The following is an 18,955-nucleotide window of genomic DNA, read 5'->3' as shown; positions in this document are numbered from 1 at the left end:
GGCTCACCGCAGGAGGTGAGCCAGGAGCAAGCACGATCAGCTGACCTGATCCCAGCGGGACCCGCGCTGCTCAGAGCGGGATGTTGCCGTGCGCGCCCCGCCCGGCCGGGGTCTCCGCCAGCGCGGCCACCAGCCGCCGCTTGGTCTGGGCCGGCTCGACGACGTCGTCGACGACGCCGATCTCCCGGGCCCGGTTCACCCCGCCGGCGATCCGCTCGTGCTCCTCGGCCAGCTGCGCGTGCAGCGCCTCCCGCTCCCCGGGCGGTGCCGCGGCGAGCTTCTTGCGGTGCAGGATGCCGACGGCGGCCTTGGCGCCCATGACGGCGACCTCGGCCCCGGGCCAGGCGAACACCGCGTTGGCCCCGAGCGAGCGGGCGTTCATCGCGATGTAGGCGCCGCCGTAGGACTTGCGGGTCACCAGCGTCACACGCGGCACCACCGCCTCGGCGAAGGCGTGCAGCAGCTTCGCCCCGCGGCGCACGACGCCGTCCCACTCCTGACCGACGCCGGGCAGGTAGCCGGGCACGTCGACCAGCACGACGAGCGGCACCCCGAAGGCGTCGCACATCCGCACGAACCGGGCCGCCTTCTCCGCGGAGGCGGAGTCCAGGCAGCCGCCCAGGCGCAACGGGTTGTTCGCGATCACCCCGACGGTGCGCCCGGCCAGCCGGCCGAGCGCGGTCACGATGTTCGGCGCGAACCGCGGGTGCAGCTCCAGGCCGGGGCCGTCGAGCAGGGTGGCGACCAGCGGCTTGACGTCGTAGGCGCGGTTGCGCTGCTCGGGCAGCAGCGCCATGAGGTCGACGGCCGGTTCGTCCTGGGCGGGGGCGAAGCTGCCCTGCGCGGCCAGCAGGTCGACCGCGGTGCGGGCGGTCTCCAGCGCCTCGGCCTCGGTCTCGGTCACCACGTGCACGACGCCGGACCGCCGACCGTGGGTGTCCGGGCCGCCGAGCTGCTCCTGGTCGACGACCTCACCGGTGACCGACCGGACGACGTCCGGGCCGGTGACGAACACCCGCCCGGCCGGGCCCATGATCACCAGGTCGGTGAGCGCCGGCCCGTAGGCCGCGCCGCCGGCGGCAGCGCCGAGGACGACGGAGATCTGCGGCACCCGCCCCGAGGCGCGCACCATCGCGGCGAACACCTCGCCGACCGCGTGCAGGGCGGTGACGCCCTCGGCCAGCCGGGCGCCACCGGAGTGCCAGATGCCGACGACCGGCACCCGCTCGCGCAGCGCGGTGTCGATGGCGTCGACGATGTGCCGGCAGCCGTCGACGCCCATCGCGCCGCCCATGATCGTGGCGTCGGTGCAGTAGGCGATCGTCGGGGAGCCGGCGACGGTGCCGCGCCCCGCCAGCACCCCGGAGGTGTCGCGGGCGGCCAGCAGCTGCAGCGAGCCCGGGTCGAAGAACCGGGCCAGCCGGTCCTCGGGGTCGCGGGGGTCGACGGTGGCGACCGGCGGCGCGGGGGTGGCGGTGGTCATGAGCAGCTCCTCAGAGGGACGTGCCGGAGGGAACGGCCGCGCTGCAGGGGCCCGCCGCGAGCGTGGACGGCCCCGTCCGGAGGCTCACTGCGAGCTTGCGAGCGGTGAGGGGGACGGGGTCCTTCACGGGGGGCAGCGGGGTCCTTCGTCATGCCGTGGTGAAGACCAGGGCCATGTTGTGGCCGCCGAACCCGAAGGAGTCGTTCAGCGCGGCGGTGAACGAGGCCTTCCGCGGCTCGCGGCGGACGATGTCCAGCGCCTGGACCGCGGCGTCGTCGTCGGGGTCGTCGAGGTTCGCCGTCGCCGGCACCAGCTGGTCGCGCAGCGCCAGGACGGTGAAGACCGACTCCAGCGCCCCGGCCGCCCCGAGCAGGTGCCCGGTCTGGCTCTTGGTGGCGGTGACCAGCGGGTGGTCGCCGATGGCGTTGCGGATGGCGGAGGCCTCGGCGGTGTCGCCGATCGGGGTCGAGGTGGCGTGCGCGTTCACGTGACCGATGTCGGCGGGGGTGAGCCCGGCGTCGCGGATGGCCGCGGCGATCGCCCGGCCGGCACCCTCGCCCTCCGGGTGCGGGGCGACCAGGTCGTAGCCGTCGGCGGTGGCGCCGGCGCCGGCCAGCCGGGCGTGGACGCGCGCACCGCGGGCCTTGGCGGCGTCGGCGCGCTCGAGCACGAGGGCGCCCGCGCCCTCGCCGAGGACGAAGCCGTCGCGGCCCTTGTCGAAGGGCCGGGAGGCGCGCTCGGGCTCGTCGTTGCGGGTGCTCATCGCGCGCATCGCGGCGAAGCCGGCCATCGGCAGCGGGTGCACGCAGGCCTCCGTGCCGCCGACGACGACCATGTCGGCGCGGTCGAACCGGAGCAGGTCCAGGCCCCAGCGGATCGCCTCGGCGCCCGAGGCGCAGGCGCTCACCGGGGCGTGCACGCCGGCCTTGGCGCCGACGGCCAGCCCGACGGCGGCGGCCGGGCCGTTGGGCATGAGCATCGGGATGGTGAAGGGGGAGACCCGCTTGGGGCCCTTGGCCTCCAGGACGTCGTCCTGGTCGAGCAGGGTGACCGCGCCGCCGATGCCGGTGCCGAAGACGACGGCGATCCGCAGGGGGTCGACGCCGGAGTCGGCGCCGGCGGCGTCGCGCCAGGCCTCCTCGGCGGCGATCACGGCGACCTGCTGGCTGCGGTCGAGCCGGCGGGAGCGGACCCGGTCCAGCTGCTCGGACGGCTCGACGGCGAGCTGGGCGACGAGCTGGGCGGGGAAGTCCGCCGCCCAGTCGGCGCTCAGCCGGCTCACCCCGGACCGGCCGGCCAGCAGCGCCTCCCAGGTGGAGGCGACGTCACCACCGAGTGGCGTGGTGGCGCCGAGCCCGGTGACGACGACGTCGGCGGTGGGCGTGCTCATGACTTCCTCCTGGGACTGGCTGGCCGGACGGCCGGGGGGGAGAACGGTGACGGGCTGGGTCAGCCCTGGTTCTTCTCGATGTAGGACATGGCGTCCCCGACGGTCTTGATGTTGCCGAGCTCGTCGTCGGGGATGGCCACGCCGAACTTGTCCTCGACGGCGGTGGCGATCTCCACCATCGAGAGCGAGTCGACGTCGAGGTCCTCGGTGAAGGACTTCTCGGGGGTGGCGTCGGCCGGGGCGACGCCGGCCACCTCCTCCAGGATCTCGGCGAGGCCGGCCTGGATCTCTGCGGTGCTGGGCACGCGGGGTCCTCTCTCTGTCTGCGGTTGGCGGGGCCGGGTGGCTCCGCCGTCGACCGGGACGGGCGTCCCGGCGAGGTCACTGGTCTATCAGGGCAGGCGGAGGACCTGGCCGGCGAACGTCAGTCCGGCGCCGTAACCGAGCACCAGGGCCAGGTCGCCGCTCTTGGCCTCGCCGGACTCCACCAGCGCGGTCAGCGCCAGCGGGACCGACGCCGCGGAGGTGTTCCCGGACTGCACGATGTCGCGGGCGATCACGGTGTCCGGGCCGAAGCCGAGCTTCTTCGACATCGACTCGATGATCCGGAGGTTGGCCTGGTGCGGGGCGAAGACGTCGATGTCGGCGGCGGTGACGCCGGCGGACTCCATCGCCTCCTCGAGGGTGGCGGTGAGCTTCGTGGTGGCCCAGCGGTACACGGCCTGCCCGGCCATCGTCATCGTCGAGCGGCCGGCGGCGATCTCGATGGCGGTGTACTGGTCGCCGTCGCTGCCCCAGGCGACCGGGCCGATGCCGGGCTCCTCGGACGGCCCGACCACGGCCGCCCCCGCGCCGTCGGCGAAGATCACCGCGGTCGAGCGGTCGGTCAGGTCGGTGACGTCGGTGAGCCGCTCGACGCCGACGACGAGCACGTGCCGGGCGTCGCCGGAGCGGATGGCGTCGGAGGCCATCCCCAGCGCGTAGCAGAACCCGGCGCAGCCGGCGTTGAGGTCGAACGCCCCCGGGCGGGGGACGCCCAGCCGGTGGGCCACCTGCGGGCCGATGCCCGGGATCGGGGCGGTCAGGCTCGCGCTCGCCACGATGACCAGGTCGACCTGGTCGGGAGCCAGCCCGCTGGCGGCCAGGGCCTTGCCGCCGGCGGCCACCGCCATCTCGACCAGCGTCTCGTCCTCCGAGGCCCAGCGGCGCTCGGCGATGCCGACCCGGGTCTGGATCCACTCGTCGTTGGTGTCCATCACCGTCTCGAGCTCGGCGTTGGTGACCCGCCGGCGTGGCCGGTAGCCGCCCAGGCCGAGGATCTGCGCGCCGGGCGCCCCCTCCCGCAGTCGGATCGACGTCACTGGGCAACCTCCGGGTAGAGACGGGCGATCGGGTCACCGGCGTCGACGAGGTCGCCGTCGGCCACCAGCCACTCGGCGAGGACGCCGTCGTAGCCGGCGGAGACGTTGACCTCCTCGCGGCGGCTGCGGATGCAGCCGAGCGGGGTGCCGGCCGGCAGGTGCGTGCCCTCGGCGACGTCGGCCGGGTTGACCGTGCCGCGGGCGGGGGCGACGACCACCCGCCAGTCGGGGGAGTGCTGGGCCTCCGCGCGCCCGCGTTCGGCGTCGATCAGCTCCCGCGCGCGGTCGAGGTCGGCGGGCTTGGTCAGCGCCAGCACCTCGATGTCGGTTCCCTTCCACTCCCGCTTCGCCAGGCCGGCGAGCGCACCCGCCGGGGGCAGCTCCAGCACGGCGGTGACGCCGAGGTCGCGCAGGGTCGCCAGGCACGCGTCGAAGCGCACCGGGCTGGTGACCTGGGTGACCAGCCGGGAGAGCACCTCGGCGCCGTTGTCGACCGCGGCGCCGTCGGCGTTGGACAGCAGCAGCCGGCTCGGGTCGGCCGGGCGCAGCCCACCGATCAGGCCCTCGAGCTCGTCGCGGGCGCTGGCCATGTACGAGGTGTGGAAGGCGCCGGCGACCGACAGCGGCATGATCCGCGCCTTCTCCGGCGGGTCGGCCTTGAGCGCGGCGAGACCTTCCAGCGAACCGGCGGCGACCACCTGACCGCCGCCGTTCATGTTCGCCGGGGTCAGGCCGTGGCGCTCGATCGCCGCGAGCACCTGCTCCGGGTCGCCCCCCAGGACGGCGGACATCCCGGTCGGCGTCTGCGCGCAGGCCCGGGCCATCGCCCGGCCGCGCACCGCGGTCAGCGCGATCGCGGCCTCGACCGAGAGCACGCCGGCCAGCGCGGCGGCGGTCAGCTCGCCCACCGAGTGGCCGGTAATGACGACGTCGCGGCCGGCGGCGGGTGCGTGGAGCACCGGGCCCGGCATCCCGCCGAGCTCGCGGGCGATGAACAGGCTCATCGCGACGACGAGCGGCTGGGTGACCGCGGTGTCCTTGATCGCCTCGGCGTCACCGGTCGTGCCGAGCTCCAGGAGGTCGGCGTCGGCGATCGCCCCGGCCCAGCGGAAGAACGGCTCCGCGCCGGGGAGGTCGAGCCAGTCGGTGAGCATCCCGGGCTTCTGGGCACCCTGTCCGGGGGCGAGAACGGCCAGCACGGAACAACCCTGGCAGGTGGCGGCGCCGCGCGGAGCCGGAAGACCCACGAATTACTGCGGTTGCTCTTTGGAGGAACCCTCCAAAAGCGGCCTCCGGAACTGCTCCAGATGACGGTTCGGGGTGGGGGAGGCCACAATGGCCGGTCCGGTCAGTGCCAGAGCGACCGGGCGCCCTCGAGGCGGGTCAGCGCCAGCGCCAGCTGCAGGGTCCAGGCCCCGCGGGGGTCGGTGATCGAGCACCCGGTCAGCTCGGTGGCCCGCTTGAGCCGGTACCGCACGGTGTTGGGGTGCACGAACAGTGCCCGCGCCGTCCCCTCCAGGTTGCCCCCGTGGGCGAGCACCGCCCGGACGGTCTCCAGCACCTCCCCGCCGGCGGCCTCCAGCGGGCCGGCGATCCGTTCGGCCAGCGCCGTCCGGGCCACCGGGTCGCCGTCGAGGGCGCGCTCGGGCAGCAGCGCCTCGGCGTCCACCGGGCGGGGCGCGTCCGGCCAGGCTGCGGCAGCGCGCAGCCCGGCGAGCGCCGCGGCCGCGGACTCGGCGGCGCGGGCCAGCGAGTCGACCTGCGGGCCGACGACGACCGGGCCCGGCCCGAACTCCCGGCACACCCGCTCGGCGACCTCGGTCAGCCGGTCGACGCCACCCAGGACCACCACCAGCTTGTCCGCGTGCACCCCCACGAGCACCTCGCTGCGCAGCGAGCGCGCCGCCCGCCGCACCGCGGCGCGGGAGTCCCGCTCCGCCGGCGGCGCGGCGCCGACCAGCACCAGCACCGGGCCGGTGGTGGCCCAGCCCAGCGCCGCGGCCCGGCCCGGCAGCTCCTCGGACCGGTCGCCGCGCACCAGGGCGTCGACCACGAGGGCCTCCAGCCGCGCGTCCCAGGCGCCGCGGTTCTCGGCGAAGCTGGCGTAGACGTGCGCGGTGGCGAAGGCGACCTCACGGCTGAACTGCAGCACGGCCAGCCGCAGCGGCTCGGCCTCGCCGGGCTCGGCGACCTGGCCCACCCGGGCCTCGACGACCTCCACGGTGACCTTGATCAGGTCGACGGTCTGCTTGAGCGGCACCGCGCGCGCCAGCTCCCGGGGAGCGGCGCCGAAGACCTCGCCGGTCAGCCGGGGCGGCCGGCCGGGGTTGCGGCACCACTCGACCAGCGAGGCGATGCCCGCCTGGGCGACCAGGGTGACCCAGGACCGCTGGTCGGCCGGCATCGCCCGGAACCAGGCGAGCTCCTCGTCCATCCGGGCGACCGCCTGCGTGGCCAGCGATCCGGAGGCCCGCTCCAGCCGGCGCAGCGTCGCCTCCGACGGGCGCACGCGCGCGGGCCGCGCCGCTGTGGTGTCCTCCACGGCGGCAAGGGTGTCATGGCGGCATCGACGGGGGATCCTGGAGACCGTGCACACACCACTTCCGGGGCTGGTGGCGACGTGACCGGTCTGGACTCGCGGGTGCTGCTGGACCCCGCGGACGGCTCGCTGGGCCCGCTGCTGCGGCTGGCCGACGACCGGCTGACCGGGGGAGCGGGCTACGGCCGGCACGCCCACCGGGACGTCGACGTGGTCGCCGTGGTGCTCAGCGGCTCGGTGCGGCACGCCTGGGGCCGGGAGGCGGTGGTCGGCCCGGGCGACGTCGCGGTGCTGCGGGCCGGTCGCGGTCTGGAGCACGACGAGGTCGCCGGCGCCGACGGTGCGCACGTCCTGCAGACCCACCTGCGCTCGGCCGCGCCCGGAGCGACACCGGCACACGACGTGCTGCTGCGGCCCACCGGCTGGATCGACCTCGGCCGTTCCGACGCCCGGCTGTGGCTCGGGACGGCCGGCCCGGCCGTACCGCCGGGGCTGCGGGTGGCCGTCGGCGACGACGGCGTCACGGCCGCCGTGGGGGAGGGGCCGGTGCCGGGTTCCGGCGTCGTCCTGGTCTGGCAGCTGGACACCGCCCGGCCCGCCTGGGCCGACTGACCTCCCCGGATCTTGAGCACTGCTACAGACTGGCCGACATGCCTGCCGATGCTGACCTCCTCGCCGCCGCCCGTGCCGACGCCGACCGCACGCTCGACCTGCGCCGCCGGCTGCACCGCCGTCCGGAGATCGGCCTGCACCTGCCGGAGACGCAGGCCACCGTCGTCGAGGCCTTCGCCGGCCTGCCCGTCGAGCTGACGACCGGCACCACCACCAGCTCGGTGGTCGGGGTGCTCCGCGGCGCCCGGCCCGGGCCCAGCTACCTGCTGCGCGCCGACATGGACGCGCTGCCGGTGCAGGAGGACACCGGGCTGCCCTTCGCCTCCGAGGTGGCCGGCGTGATGCACGCCTGCGGGCACGACACCCACGTCGCGATGCTGCTGGGCGCCGCCCGGCTGCTCGCCGAGCGCCGCGACCAGCTCGCCGGGCAGGTGGTGTTCATGCTGCAGCCCGGGGAGGAGGGCTTCCACGGCGCCCGGTTCATGCTCGAGGAGGGGCTGCTGGACGCCGTCCCCGAGGCCCCGGTGAGCGGAGCGTTCGCGCTGCACATCTCCACCATGTTCCCGACCGGCACGATCAACGTCCGGCCCGGCCCGATGATGGCCTCGGCCGACCAGTGGACGATCACCGTCCACGGCCGCGGCGGGCACGCCTCCACCCCGCACCTGGGCGCCGACCCGGTGCCGGTGGCCGCGGAGATCGTGCTCGCCCTGCAGACGATGGTGACCCGCACTGTCGACGTGTTCGACCCCGCGGTGGTCACCGTCGGCCACCTGGAGGCCGGCACCACCGACAACGTCATCCCGGACTCGGCGCTGCTGCACGGCACCATCCGCGCGCTGTCGGCGGAGCGGCGCGCGCAGGTTCTCGCCGCGGTGCAGCGGGTCGGGGAGCACGTCGCCGCCGCCCACGGGCTGACCGCGGTGTTCGAGCGGATCGAGGGCTACCCGGTGACGGTCAACGACGCCGACGTCGCCGCCCGGGTGACCGCTGCCGCCGGCGCGGTGCTCGGCGCGGACGCCAGCCGGGTGATGCCGGTGCCGCTGATGGGCGCGGAGGACTTCTCCTACGTGCTGGAGCGGGTGCCCGGTGCGATGGCCTTCCTCGGCGCCTGCCCGCCCGATCTCGACCCGGCCACCGCTCCGGGCAACCACTCGAACCTGGTGGTCTTCGACGAGGACGCGCTGCCCGCCGGCGTCGCCCTCTACGCCCGGGTGGCGCTGGACGCCCTCGCCGGCTGACCCGCTCGCCTGATGCGCGGCAGTGATCAGGTCACCTGATCACTGCCTGTCCTCCCGCAGCAGCATTGGTGCGGGAGGACAGGCATTGCTCCGGGGGGACGTCGTGGGCGTCAGCCGGCGGCGGTCGTGCGGGGCGACCGGAGCCCCCGGTTCCAGGACTCTGTCCGGTAACGCGGGGCGGCCCGGCGGCCCCGAGCGAGCAGCGACCACAAGCGGTCGACCTTCTCGCTCCAGGGGTGCCCGCGGTCCTCCGGGGTGATCCGTACGCCGTGCAGGTCGAGGTCCAGCAGCGCATCCTGCCGGCGCTTCTCCTCCCACAGCACCTGGGCGGGGGTGCGGCCTCGCCACGGATCGGCGTACTTGACCATGCCGTCGCACTCGGCGAAGACGCCGTGCTCCGGCCAGTACATGTCCAGGACGGCGACGAGGCGCGAGTCGAGGAAGACGGCCTGCTGCAGCAGCGGCTCGGGGAGTCCTGCAGCGAGCAGGGCGAGCCGGGTGCGGGTCTCGTGCGGGGAGTGCGCCCCGACGCGCGCCAGTGAGAACGCCTGAGCCGCGCGCCCGCAGCCGGACCAGTGGGTCTGGGCGAGGGCCGCGTCGCGCAGTCGAGCCGGGGTGGTCAGCCCGTCGGCCAGGGCGTCGTCCACTGCCACGACGGTGTCGGCGAGGTCCCACTCCCGCCCCGCGTCGGCCAGGCTCCGGGTGATCGTGGTGACGCGCAGCCCCTGCAACACCACGACGTCCTCGGCCGGGAGGCTGGCTGGACTGATCCGGTAGCCCCGGCCGGTCCGGTAGTTGTCGGGGTCCGTCAGCCGCACGACGCCGTCGGTGGCTCGCGGGACGACCAGGCCGTGCAGCCGAGCCGCCGACGTGTGGCTGACCGCGGTGGACGCGTGGTCCAGGCGGCGCAGGACGGCGGCGCACTCCAACCGGTGGGTGCGGCCCTCAGCCTCGTGTCGGCGCCACACCTCACCGGTCGTGTAGACGCCGTAGCGGATGCGCCGCCAGGCACCGGACCGGACCAGCGGCCCGATGGCGTTGCGGTCTGTCCCGGTGGCGAGCGCGTCGGCGGTGGAGAAGACACCGGCATGCCGGTCCATCGCGCTGGCGAGGGTCGGTTCCATGGCGCCACCGTCGCGTCGACGGCGGCCACGCAGGAAGCGTCCGCGGTTTCCTGTGGGCAGCCACCGACGGTGTGGATGGCGGCCGGCGGAGCGGGCGTGCGGGTGAGCAGGCGTCTCGGCGCACCTGCATCGACGTCCCCCTGCACCAATGACTGTCCCCCCGCACCAACGCTGGTGCGGGGGGACAGTCGTTGATCAGGTCACCTGATCAGTGCTGAGCAGCGGAGCGGCAGGCGTCAGGTGGCCGGGTGCTCGTCCGTCCGCTCCTCGGCCGGGGCCTTCTCCTCGTCCCCGATCTGGTACTTCTCCACCGCCTGCCGGACGACGTCGCGCTCGATCTCGCCGCGCTGGGCCAGCGACGCCAGCGTGCGGACGACGATCGACTCGGCGTCGACCTGGAAGTGCCGACGCAGCGCCGGGCGGGTGTCGGACAGGCCGAACCCGTCGGTGCCCAGCGATGACAACCCACCGGGGACGAACGGCGCGATGAGGTCGGGGACCGCCTTCATCCAGTCCGAGACCGCCACGACCGGGCCGGGGGCGTCGGTCAGCTGCCGGGTCACGAACGGCACCTTGGGCTCCTCGGCCGGGTGCAGCAGGTTCCACTCGTCGGCCTCGACCGCCTCGCGGCGCAGCTCGGTCCAGGAGGTCACCGACCAGACGTCGGCGGAGACCCCCCAGTCGTCGGCCAGCAGCTGCTGCGCCCGCAGCGCCCACGGCACGGCCACCCCGGAGGCGAGCACCTGGGCCTTGGTGCCGTCCTCCAGCTGCGGGCCCTCGGCGTAGCGGTACATGCCGGCCAACAGGCCGGTGACGTCCAGGTCCTCCGGCTCGGCCGGCTGCTGGTAGGGCTCGTTGTAGACCGTCAGGTAGTACATGACGTTCGGGTCACGGTGCCCACCCAGCGGCGCGCCCGGGTCGTTGCCGTACATCCGGGCCAGGGCGTCCTTGGTGATGTGCCCGACCTCGTAGGAGAACGCGGGGTCGTAGGTGACGACGGCGGGGTTGGTCGCCGCCAGCAGCAGCGAGTGCCCGTCCTCGTGCTGCAGCCCCTCGCCGTTGAGCGTCGTCCGGCCGGCGGTGGCGCCCAGCAGGAAGCCGCGCGTCATCTGGTCGCCGGCCGCCCAGATCGAGTCGCCGGTGCGCTGGAACCCGAACATCGAGTAGAAGATGTAGATCGGGATCATCGCCTCGCCGTGCGTGGCGTAGGAGGTGCCCGCGGCGATGAACGAGGCCGTGGAGCCGGCCTCGTTGATCCCCTCGTGCAGGATCTGCCCCTGCTCGGACTCCTTGTAGGCCAGCATCAGCTCGCGGTCGACCGACGTGTAGTTCTGCCCGTGCGGGTTGTAGATCTTCTGCGACGGGAAGAGCGAGTCCATCCCGAAGGTGCGGGCCTCGTCGGGGATGACCGGCACGAAGCGCGGGCCGAGCTCCTTGTCCTTGATGAGCTCCTTGAGCAGCCGGACGAAGGCCATGGTGGTGGCGACCTCCTGCTTGCCCGAGCCGCGCTTGAGGACGTCGAACGCCTTGTCTTCGGGGGTCTTCAGCGGCTTGTGCTCCGACCGCCGCCGGGGCACCGACCCGCCCAGCTGCCGGCGCCGCTCGAGCATGTACTGCATCTCGGGGGAGTCCGGGTCGGGCTTGTAGTAGGGCGGCAGCGTCTTGTCCAGCTGCTCGTCCGGGATCGGGATCTCCAGCCGGTCGCGGAAGCCCACCAGGTCCTCGGCGGTCAGCTTCTTCATCTGGTGGGTGGAGTTGCGGCCCTCGAAGTGGCTGCCCAGCGTCCAGCCCTTGATGGTCTTGGCGAGGATGACCGTGGGCTGGCCCTTGTGGTCCATCGCGGCCTTGTAGGCGGCGTAGACCTTCTGGTAGTCGTGCCCGCCGCGGGCGAGCTGCCAGACCTCGTCGTCGGTCATGCCCTCGACCAGCTTGCGGGTGCGCGGGTCGCGGCCGAAGAAGTGCTCGCGGACGAACGCGCCGTCCTCGGCCTTGTAGGTCTGGTAGTCGCCGTCCGGCGTCGAGTTCATCAGGTTGACCAGCGCGCCGTCGCGGTCGGCGGCCAGCAGCTTGTCCCAGCCGTGGCCCCAGATCACCTTGATGACGTTCCAGCCGGCGCCGCGGAAGAACGACTCCAGCTCCTGGATGACCTTGCCGTTGCCGCGGACCGGGCCGTCGAGGCGCTGCAGGTTGCAGTTGATGACGAAGGTGAGGTTGTCCAGCTCCTCACGCGCGGCCAGCCCGATCGGGCCGAGCGACTCCGGCTCGTCGGTCTCGCCGTCGCCGAGGAACGCCCACACGTGCTGGTCGGCGGTGTCGGCGATGCCGCGGTTGTGCAGGTAGCGGTTGAACCGAGCCTGGTAGATCGCGTTCATCGGGCCCAGGCCCATGGAGACGGTGGGGAACTCCCAGAAGTCCGGCATCAGCCGCGGGTGCGGGTAGGACGACAGCCCGCCTCCGGGGTGGCTGACCTCCTGGCGGAACCCGTCGAGCTGGTGCTCGGTCAGCCGGCCCTCGAGGAAGGCGCGGGCGTAGATGCCCGGCGAGGCGTGGCCCTGGAAGTAGATCTGGTCGCCGCCGCCGGGGTGGTCCTTGCCGCGGAAGAAGTGGTTGAAGCCCACCTCGTAGAGCATCGCCGACGACGCGTAGGAGGAGATGTGGCCGCCGACGCCGATCCCCGGCCGCTGCGCGCGGTGCACCATGATCGCGGCGTTCCAGCGGATGGCGTGGCGGATCTTCCGCTCGGCCTCCAGGTCGCCGGGGAACCACGGCTCCTGCTCCGGCGGGATCGTGTTGATGTAGTCGGTGCTGCGGAGCGCGGGGACGCCGACCTGCTGCTCACGGCTGCGCTCGAGCATGCGGAGCATGAGGTAGCGGGCGCGGTTGCGACCGGCGTGGTCGACGACCGCGTCGAGGGACTCCAGCCACTCCTGGGTCTCGTCCGGGTCGGTGTCGGGGAGTTGGCTGGCCCGCCCGTCGGTGATGACCGCGCGGGGGGTGCCGGTGGTGCGGGCGGGGTCTCCGTCCGACTGCTGCGGTGCGCTCATGCCCCACATCGTCCCCTGTCGGGGTAGCGCGCGTCACGCGCCCCGCCCGACGCGTCCCGAACGACCCGATCCGGGGCCCCGGTGAGCCCCGCGCCGCGAGGCGCCGGGCGGCCCCGGGACGGCGTGGCGGGCACGCGATGAGCCGGTCGGGTATCGCTGAGGGCCCCCGACCCAGCAGACTGTCGGTCCACCGGCACCGTGCGGGGTGTGTGATCGTGCGCGGGACCGCCGGAACCGATCTACTGGGACACATGGAGGACGAGCAGGGATGAGCGTCGACTCGGGCAGCACCAGCATGGCTGCCCGGCTGGGGATCAAGCCGGGCATGGTCGTGCAAGAGCTCGGCTGGGACGAGGACGTCGACGAGCAACTGCGCGACTCCGTCGAGGAGCTGTCGGGCAGCGAGATGGTCGACGAGGACTCCGACGAGGTGGCCGACGTCGTCCTGCTGTGGTGGCGGGAGGAGGACGGCGACCTGATCGACGCGCTCGTCGACTCGATCGCCTCGCTCGCCGACGACGGCGTGGTGTGGCTGCTGGTGCCCAAGTCCGGGCGTCCCGGCCACGTCGAGCCCGGTGACGTCACCGAGGCGGCGCCGACGGCCGGCCTGCAGCAGACCTCGAGCATCTCGGCCGCCAAGGAGTGGTCGGGCATCCGCCTGGTCACCCCCAAGGCAGCTCGCCAGCCCCGCCGCTGAAGAAGGACCCCGTCCTCCTCATCCCTCGCACGCTCGGGACGAGCCTCTGGACGGGGCCGGAGGTGGGGGCAGGACGCCGCTGGGGCAGCATCAGGGGCATGAGCCTCTCCGTCGGTGACGTCGCGCCCGAGTTCAGCCTGCCCGACCAGGACAAGCAGGTGGTCTCGCTGAGCGGGCTGCGTGGCGCCCCGGTGCTGGTGGTCTTCTACCCCTTCGCCTTCTCCGGCACCTGCACCGGTGAGCTCTGCCAGCTGCGCGACGACCTCGCCACCTACACCCGGACCGGCGTGCAGGTCGTGGCGATCTCCACCGACCCGGTGTTCAGCCTCAAGGCGTTCCGCGAGAAGGAGGGCCTGCAGTTCCCGCTGCTGTCGGACTTCTGGCCGCACGGGGCGACCGCGCAGGCCTACGGGGTGTTCAACGAGCGGGCCGGCATGGCGCTGCGCGGCACCTTCCTGATCGACGCGGACGGCGTCGTCGCCTTCACCGAGGTGAACCAGCCCGGTGACCCGCGGGCGCAGTCGGGCTGGAAGGACGCGGTCGCCGGGCTGGCCACCTGATCCCGGCGACCAGGGGCGGCCCTTACCCTGGCCGCACGGGCGCGTAGCTCAGCGGGAGAGCTCTCGCCTTACAAGCGAGCGGTCGCAGGTTCGATCCCTGCCGCGCCCACCGGTTCATCCCGAGCAGTTCGTCACCCCGTCGGGGTGGCCCGGCTCAATGCGACGTGCGGCACAGCCGATGGCACTCTCGTGCTGCGCAGATCGACGACGACGCGACGCCGCTCCCTCCGGGGCCGCGGCCGCGGCGTCCCGCTGTGGGTGTACCTGACCGCGCTCACCCTGGTCCCGCTGCTGGGAGCGGCCGCCCTCACCGCGGCGCTCACCCGGGCCAGCATCGCCGAGGCGGCCAGCGCCGCCCGTGCCGAGGCGGCGGTCGGGGCGCTGGCGCACCTGGACACCGCGCGCAGCAGCGTGGAGCAGGAGATCCTGCCGACCCTCGCGCTGTCGGTCATCGACCAGCCCGGCGCCGCCGACGCCCTCGGCCTGCCCGTCCTCATCCTGGCGCAGCAGCGCACCGTGGCGCTGGAGACGCTGCAGACCGCACGAGAGACCACCGACCAGGCGCTCGCGGAGGCCGCCCGCGGCGCCTACGGCGCGGAGGCCGCGGTGCGGGTGCGCGCCCAGCTGACCACGTTGCGGGAGCGGGCCGACACGTTCGCCGTCTCGATCGAGGGCATCTACCTCGGCTACCTGGCCATCTCCAACGACCTGGTGCACAGCCAGCGCGCGGTGGCCGCCGAGGCCAGTGCCGAGGGGCTGCCGGCGCGCACCCAACGAGCCATCCAGGACGTGCAGGTCGTGGCCCAGCTGGCCACCACCGCCAGCCGGCAGACCCCGCTCTACCTGGGTGCGGTGTTCGGGGACAGCGGCACGCTGATCGGGTCGCAGCTGGCCTGGGAGACCGGGTGGCTGGCCTACAACGACGCCCTCGAGCAGATGGCGGACCTGTCCCAGCCGTCCCTGCAGGCCGCGTGGCAGGAGGTGCGCGGCGCCGACGTCTCGACGGCCCTGGACGCGCTGCTCGGGCCGACCGCGGACGGCAGCCGGCCGGCGGCCCCCGACGTGGCCCGGATGGTCTCCCTCCTCTTCCAGAGCAGCGACCGCGACGCCCTGCTCAGCGGGCTGGTGCACACCGCCGCCGACGAGGCCCGGGCCGCGGCCGCGGCCGACCGGGACCAGGCGGTGGACCGGCGCAACCGGACCCTGGTGCTCGGCGTCCTCGTGCTGCTGGCCTCCCTGCTGAGCGTGGTGCTCGTCGGCCGGGTGGTGACCCGGGCGCTGCGCGTCCTCGCCGGGCAGGCCGACCACGTCAGCGAGGGAGCCCTCGTGCAGGTGGAGGTCGCCGGCCCGCGGGAGGTGCGCACCGTCTCCGCCGCGCTGGCCTCCGCGGTGGCCAGTCTGCGTCGCGTGCAGGAGCAGGCCGGCGCCGTCGCCCGCGGCGACCTGGACAACGCGCTGCTCGCCGAGCCGCTCCCCGGGCCGCTGGGCGAGGTCGTGCACGCCTCGGTGCGCCAGATCGTCAGCTCGGTCCGCCAGCGCGAGGAGCTGCAGTCGGCGCTGGCCCACCGCGCCGCCCACGACGCGCTCACCGAGCTGCCCAACCGGGCGCAGGCGATGCAGCTGACCGAGTCGGCGCTGTTCCGCGCCCGCCGCTCCGGCGCGATGACCGGGCTGCTGTTCGTCGACCTGGACGGCTTCAAGGCGGTCAACGACACCCACGGGCACGCCTGCGGCGACGAGGTGCTGCGCACCGTCGCGGCCCGGCTGGAGGCCGCCGTGCGCTCGGGGGACGTCGTGTGCCGGCTGGGCGGGGACGAGTTCGTCGTCCTGGTCGAGCCGGTGGAGGCCGAACGCGACCTGCTGGAGCTCGCCGAACGGCTGATCGCGGTGGTCGGCCAGCCGATCGCCACCGACGGCCACCAGGTGCGGGTCGGCGCCAGCATCGGCGTCGCGGTGAGCCGGGACGCCACCACCGACGCCGACGTGCTCTTCGCCGAGGCCGATGCGGCCACCTACCGGGCCAAGCGGCACGGCCGCGGGCGGGCCGAGGTCTTCGACGAGACGCTGCGCGCGCAGCTCGCCGAGCGGGCCGAGCTGGAGGCGGCGGTGGCCTCGGGCCTGGCCGCCGGGGAGATGCTGCTGCACTACCAGCCGGTGGTCGACGCCGGGACCGGGCAGCTCACCGGCTTCGAGGCGCTGGTGCGCTGGGATCGGCCGGGGGTCGGCATGGTGTCCCCGGACGAGTTCATCCCGGCGGCCGAGGGCTCCCGGCTGATCTGCGACCTGGACCGCTGGGTGCTGCACGAGGCGACCCGGCAGCTGGCCGAGTGGCGGCGCAGCGTGCCGGTGCCCGTCGGGCACCCGGAGCCGACGGTGGCGGTGAACATCTCCGGCCGGCACCTGGCCGACCGGCAGGTCGTCACCGACGTCGCCGACGCGCTGGCCGCCTCGGGCCTGCCCGCGCGCCTGCTGGTGCTCGAGGTGACCGAGACGGTGCTGGTCGACGACCCGGTGGCCATCGAGCACCTGGTGGCGCTGCGGGAGATGGGCGCCGCGATCGCCATCGACGACTTCGGCACCGGCTACACCTCGATCGGGCAGCTGCGGCACATGCCGGTCGACACGCTCAAGATCGACCGGAGCTTCGTCGCCTCGACCGACGCCGGCTCCGGTGAGCTGGTGGCGCTGATGATCCGGGCGGCGCACACCTTCGGGCTGTCCGTGGTCGCCGAGGGCGTGGAGGAGCCCGGACAGCTGGACCGGCTGCGTGCCGAGGGCTGCGACCACGCGCAGGGGTTCCTGCTGCACCGGCCGCTGCCGGCCGCAGCGGCCGGGAACCTGCTGGTGCGGAGCGCGATCCCCGCGCCGCGCTGAACCGTTCAGTCGTCGGCGCCGCGCACGCCGGCCCACCGGCCGGGGGTGGTCTCCCGCACCAGCCGGCGGGCGGCGTCGACCTCCCGCGCCACCAGCGCCAGCACCCCCTCGGCGTGCACCTCGGCGTCGTCGGGGAGGCGGTGCTCGCGCAGGTCCTGCTCCAGCTCACGGATGGCCTTGCGCAGCACGGCCACCTGCGCCGGATCGGGCACCGGTTCCCCGGCGCGCAGTTCGATCACCGCCTCGGTGACCGCGTCGGACGTGCGCTCCAGCTGCACGATCACCGGCCACCAGGCGGCCGCCCGGGTGCTCACCGGCGGCGGCTCGGCCAGCCGCCGCTGCAACTGGGTCTGCAGCTCGGCCAGCGCCCGGTAGCTGGCCCGGCGGGCGCGGCGGGTGGCCTCCGGGCTGCCGGTGAACGCCGCGTCGACGAACCGTTCCAGCGCCAGGATGGCGGCGCGCAGGGCGTCGTCCAGCGGGGCCCGCCAGGTCTGGGGCCACAGCAGGTAGCCGAACACCAGCACGATCCCGCAGCCGATGAGGGTGTCGACCAACCGGGCGCCGACCAGCCCGGCGCCCGTCGGGGTGGCCAGGTCCAGCAGCAGGATGATCAGCGGGGTTTGGAAGACGGAGAAGAGCCCGAAGCTGCCGCTGCGCGCCCACGGCAGCGCGGCCGCCGACAGGGCCAGGGGCAGCAGGACCCAGGCGTCCCGGGACAGGAACGTGAGCAGCAGCGAGCCGATCAGGACGCCGAGCAGCGTGCCCGCACCACGCTGCACGGCACGGGTGAACACCGAGCCGTAGTCGGGCTTGAGCACGATCGCCACGGTGAGCAGCACCCAGTAGGGGCGCTCCACCGGCAGGGTCTGGCGGGCGATCTCGGCGACGGTCATGCAGAGGGTGAGCCGGACGACGAACGCGCGGGAGTCGGCGTCGCCGACCGTGCGGTCGAGCAGGTCGCGGGCGCGGGCCCGGCGGTCGACCTGCGGGCGGGGGACGGCGGCCGAGGCCCGCTCCTCGGGGTCGCCCACCACGTTCCACACCAGGCGGATGCCGTGCCGCACCGCGCGCCGCTGCGCCGGCCCGTCGTCCACCGGGGGCGGCCGCTCCCCGGCCAGCGGACGGCGCTCGGTGACCGCGGTGGCCAGCGCGTGGGCCGCGCCGATGTCCCGGGAGTCGGCGGCGACGCCGGTGCGGGCGCTGGCGACCGCCGCCTCGACCAGGGGCGCGGCCGAGTTCAGCACGCCGGCGAGCTCACCGAGCTCGGCACTGCGCCCGGCCGAGCGGCTGCGGGCGTGGATCACCCGGTCGTAGCCGGTGTTCAGCGCCAGGGTCAGCGCCCGCCGGGCCTCCTCCGACCGGTCGGTGCCGATCGCCTCCAGGAGCTCGGCCACCCGGGTGAAGACCGCGCCGACCGCCGCCCGGTCGGGGTCGACCTGCTCGGTGCGCGCCTGCACCAGCACGGCGAGGGTGCCCAGCGATGCACCGGACAGGAACCACCCGACCTCCGCAGCGGGCGGCAGCGGCGTGCTCAGGCCGGAGGAGATGGCGGTGTAGATCAGCAGCTGCAGGGCCCCGAGCGACAGCGGCGCACTGACCGCGCTGATCAGCGCCGCGAACGCCGACACCGCGGCGAGCAGCAGCACCGGCACCCAGCCACCACCGGTGAGCGACTGCCCGACCACCAGGCCGAGCCCGCCGAGCAGGGAGGCCGCGGCGACCCGGCGCAGCCGGATGCGCAGCGGCCCCTGCTGCGGGGCGAGCGTGGCGGCCAGCGCGCCCATGGTGGCGAAGGCGCCGGCGCCCAGCGCGCTCCCGGACGTCCCCCCGACGGCGAGCGCGACGGCGAGCGGGGCGGGGACGACCAGCCCGAAGCGGACGACGTCGCGCCAGGGCACCGAGGGGTGGTTGGTGTGCACCAGCTCCTCGAGCCACGCCGGCGCTCGCAAGCCCCTGTCCGCCACGGCCCAACCCTGCCACCCGCCGACGGCGTGTCGCGGCACGGCGTCGCACACTGGACGCCGTGCCGC

14 protein-coding genes and 1 tRNA gene are annotated in these 18,955 nt (G+C 74.6%); 6 read left to right on the top strand and 9 right to left on the bottom strand.

Annotated features, from left to right (window positions below; all coding sequences use genetic code 11):
* Positions 1-70 precede the first annotated feature (70 nt).
* From ACI79A_RS17480 to ACI79A_RS17455, 6 genes are all read right to left on the bottom strand, one after another.
* Positions 71-1,483, bottom strand: coding sequence for an acyl-CoA carboxylase subunit beta (locus ACI79A_RS17480; protein ID WP_457085029.1), 1,413 nt, complete (start codon positions 1,481-1,483; stop codon positions 71-73).
* A gap of 148 nt (positions 1,484-1,631) precedes the next feature.
* On the bottom strand, positions 1,632-2,873 hold the full coding sequence (locus ACI79A_RS17475; protein ID WP_457085028.1) for a beta-ketoacyl-[acyl-carrier-protein] synthase family protein: 1,242 nt from the start codon (positions 2,871-2,873) through the stop codon (positions 1,632-1,634).
* Between the two features lie 59 nt (positions 2,874-2,932).
* On the bottom strand, positions 2,933-3,178 hold the full coding sequence (locus ACI79A_RS17470; protein WP_457085027.1) for an acyl carrier protein: 246 nt from the start codon (positions 3,176-3,178) through the stop codon (positions 2,933-2,935).
* A gap of 87 nt (positions 3,179-3,265) precedes the next feature.
* Positions 3,266-4,234 carry a beta-ketoacyl-ACP synthase III gene (locus ACI79A_RS17465; RefSeq protein ID WP_457085026.1) on the bottom strand — a complete coding sequence of 323 codons (969 nt, stop codon included), beginning with the start codon at positions 4,232-4,234 and terminating at the stop codon, positions 3,266-3,268.
* A complete protein-coding gene (locus ACI79A_RS17460; RefSeq protein ID WP_457085025.1) occupies positions 4,231-5,433 on the bottom strand; it encodes an acyltransferase domain-containing protein in 1,203 nt (400 codons plus the stop codon). The genes ACI79A_RS17465 and ACI79A_RS17460 overlap by 4 nt, the downstream gene beginning before the upstream one ends.
* 149 nt (positions 5,434-5,582) lie before the next feature.
* Positions 5,583-6,776 (bottom strand): PucR family transcriptional regulator, encoded by a 1,194-nt coding sequence (locus ACI79A_RS17455; RefSeq protein ID WP_457085024.1) that lies wholly within the window; start codon positions 6,774-6,776, stop codon positions 5,583-5,585.
* A gap of 78 nt (positions 6,777-6,854) precedes the next feature.
* Here ACI79A_RS17455 and ACI79A_RS17450 point away from each other — a divergent pair, with 78 nt between their 5' ends.
* Together ACI79A_RS17450 and ACI79A_RS17445 are read left to right on the top strand one after the other, a co-directional pair.
* Entirely contained in the window at positions 6,855-7,385 is a 531-nt protein-coding gene (locus ACI79A_RS17450; RefSeq protein WP_457085023.1) for a pirin family protein, read from the top strand.
* Between the two features lie 38 nt (positions 7,386-7,423).
* Positions 7,424-8,626: a M20 metallopeptidase family protein gene (locus ACI79A_RS17445; protein WP_457085022.1), complete on the top strand. Its 1,203-nt coding sequence runs from the start codon at positions 7,424-7,426 to the stop codon at positions 8,624-8,626.
* A gap of 110 nt (positions 8,627-8,736) precedes the next feature.
* Here ACI79A_RS17445 and ACI79A_RS17440 read toward each other — a convergent pair whose 3' ends face one another.
* Together ACI79A_RS17440 and aceE are read right to left on the bottom strand one after the other, a co-directional pair.
* Complete coding sequence (locus tag ACI79A_RS17440; protein WP_457085021.1) at positions 8,737-9,750, bottom strand: type IV toxin-antitoxin system AbiEi family antitoxin domain-containing protein; 1,014 nt, start codon at positions 9,748-9,750, stop codon at positions 8,737-8,739.
* A 236-nt stretch (positions 9,751-9,986) separates the two neighbouring features.
* Positions 9,987-12,794 (bottom strand): pyruvate dehydrogenase (acetyl-transferring), homodimeric type, encoded by a 2,808-nt coding sequence (gene aceE, locus ACI79A_RS17435; protein ID WP_457085020.1) that lies wholly within the window; start codon positions 12,792-12,794, stop codon positions 9,987-9,989.
* Between the two features lie 268 nt (positions 12,795-13,062).
* Here aceE and ACI79A_RS17430 point away from each other — a divergent pair, with 268 nt between their 5' ends.
* The 4 genes from ACI79A_RS17430 (at position 13,063) to ACI79A_RS17415 (ending at position 16,925) form a co-directional block, all read left to right on the top strand.
* Positions 13,063-13,491, top strand: coding sequence for a DUF3052 domain-containing protein (locus ACI79A_RS17430; protein ID WP_457085019.1), 429 nt, complete (start codon positions 13,063-13,065; stop codon positions 13,489-13,491).
* Between the two features lie 98 nt (positions 13,492-13,589).
* The gene (locus tag ACI79A_RS17425) at positions 13,590-14,051 is read left to right on the top strand and encodes a peroxiredoxin (RefSeq protein WP_457085018.1); all 462 of its coding nucleotides are present in this window, start codon (positions 13,590-13,592) and stop codon (positions 14,049-14,051) included.
* Positions 14,052-14,088: 37 nt separating this feature from the next.
* Positions 14,089-14,160 (top strand) — tRNA-Val (locus tag ACI79A_RS17420).
* An 80-nt stretch (positions 14,161-14,240) separates the two neighbouring features.
* Positions 14,241-16,925 (top strand): EAL domain-containing protein, encoded by a 2,685-nt coding sequence (locus ACI79A_RS17415; protein WP_457085017.1) that lies wholly within the window; start codon positions 14,241-14,243, stop codon positions 16,923-16,925.
* A gap of 5 nt (positions 16,926-16,930) precedes the next feature.
* Here the strand turns inward: ACI79A_RS17415 and ACI79A_RS17410 are convergent, their stop codons facing one another.
* A complete protein-coding gene (locus tag ACI79A_RS17410; RefSeq protein ID WP_457085016.1) occupies positions 16,931-18,874 on the bottom strand; it encodes an FUSC family protein in 1,944 nt (647 codons plus the stop codon).
* Positions 18,875-18,955: the final 81 nt, after the last annotated feature.

It is taken from the genome of Modestobacter sp. SYSU DS0657 (assembly GCF_054050925.1).
This window is presented reverse-complemented; position numbering and strand designations above follow the sequence as displayed.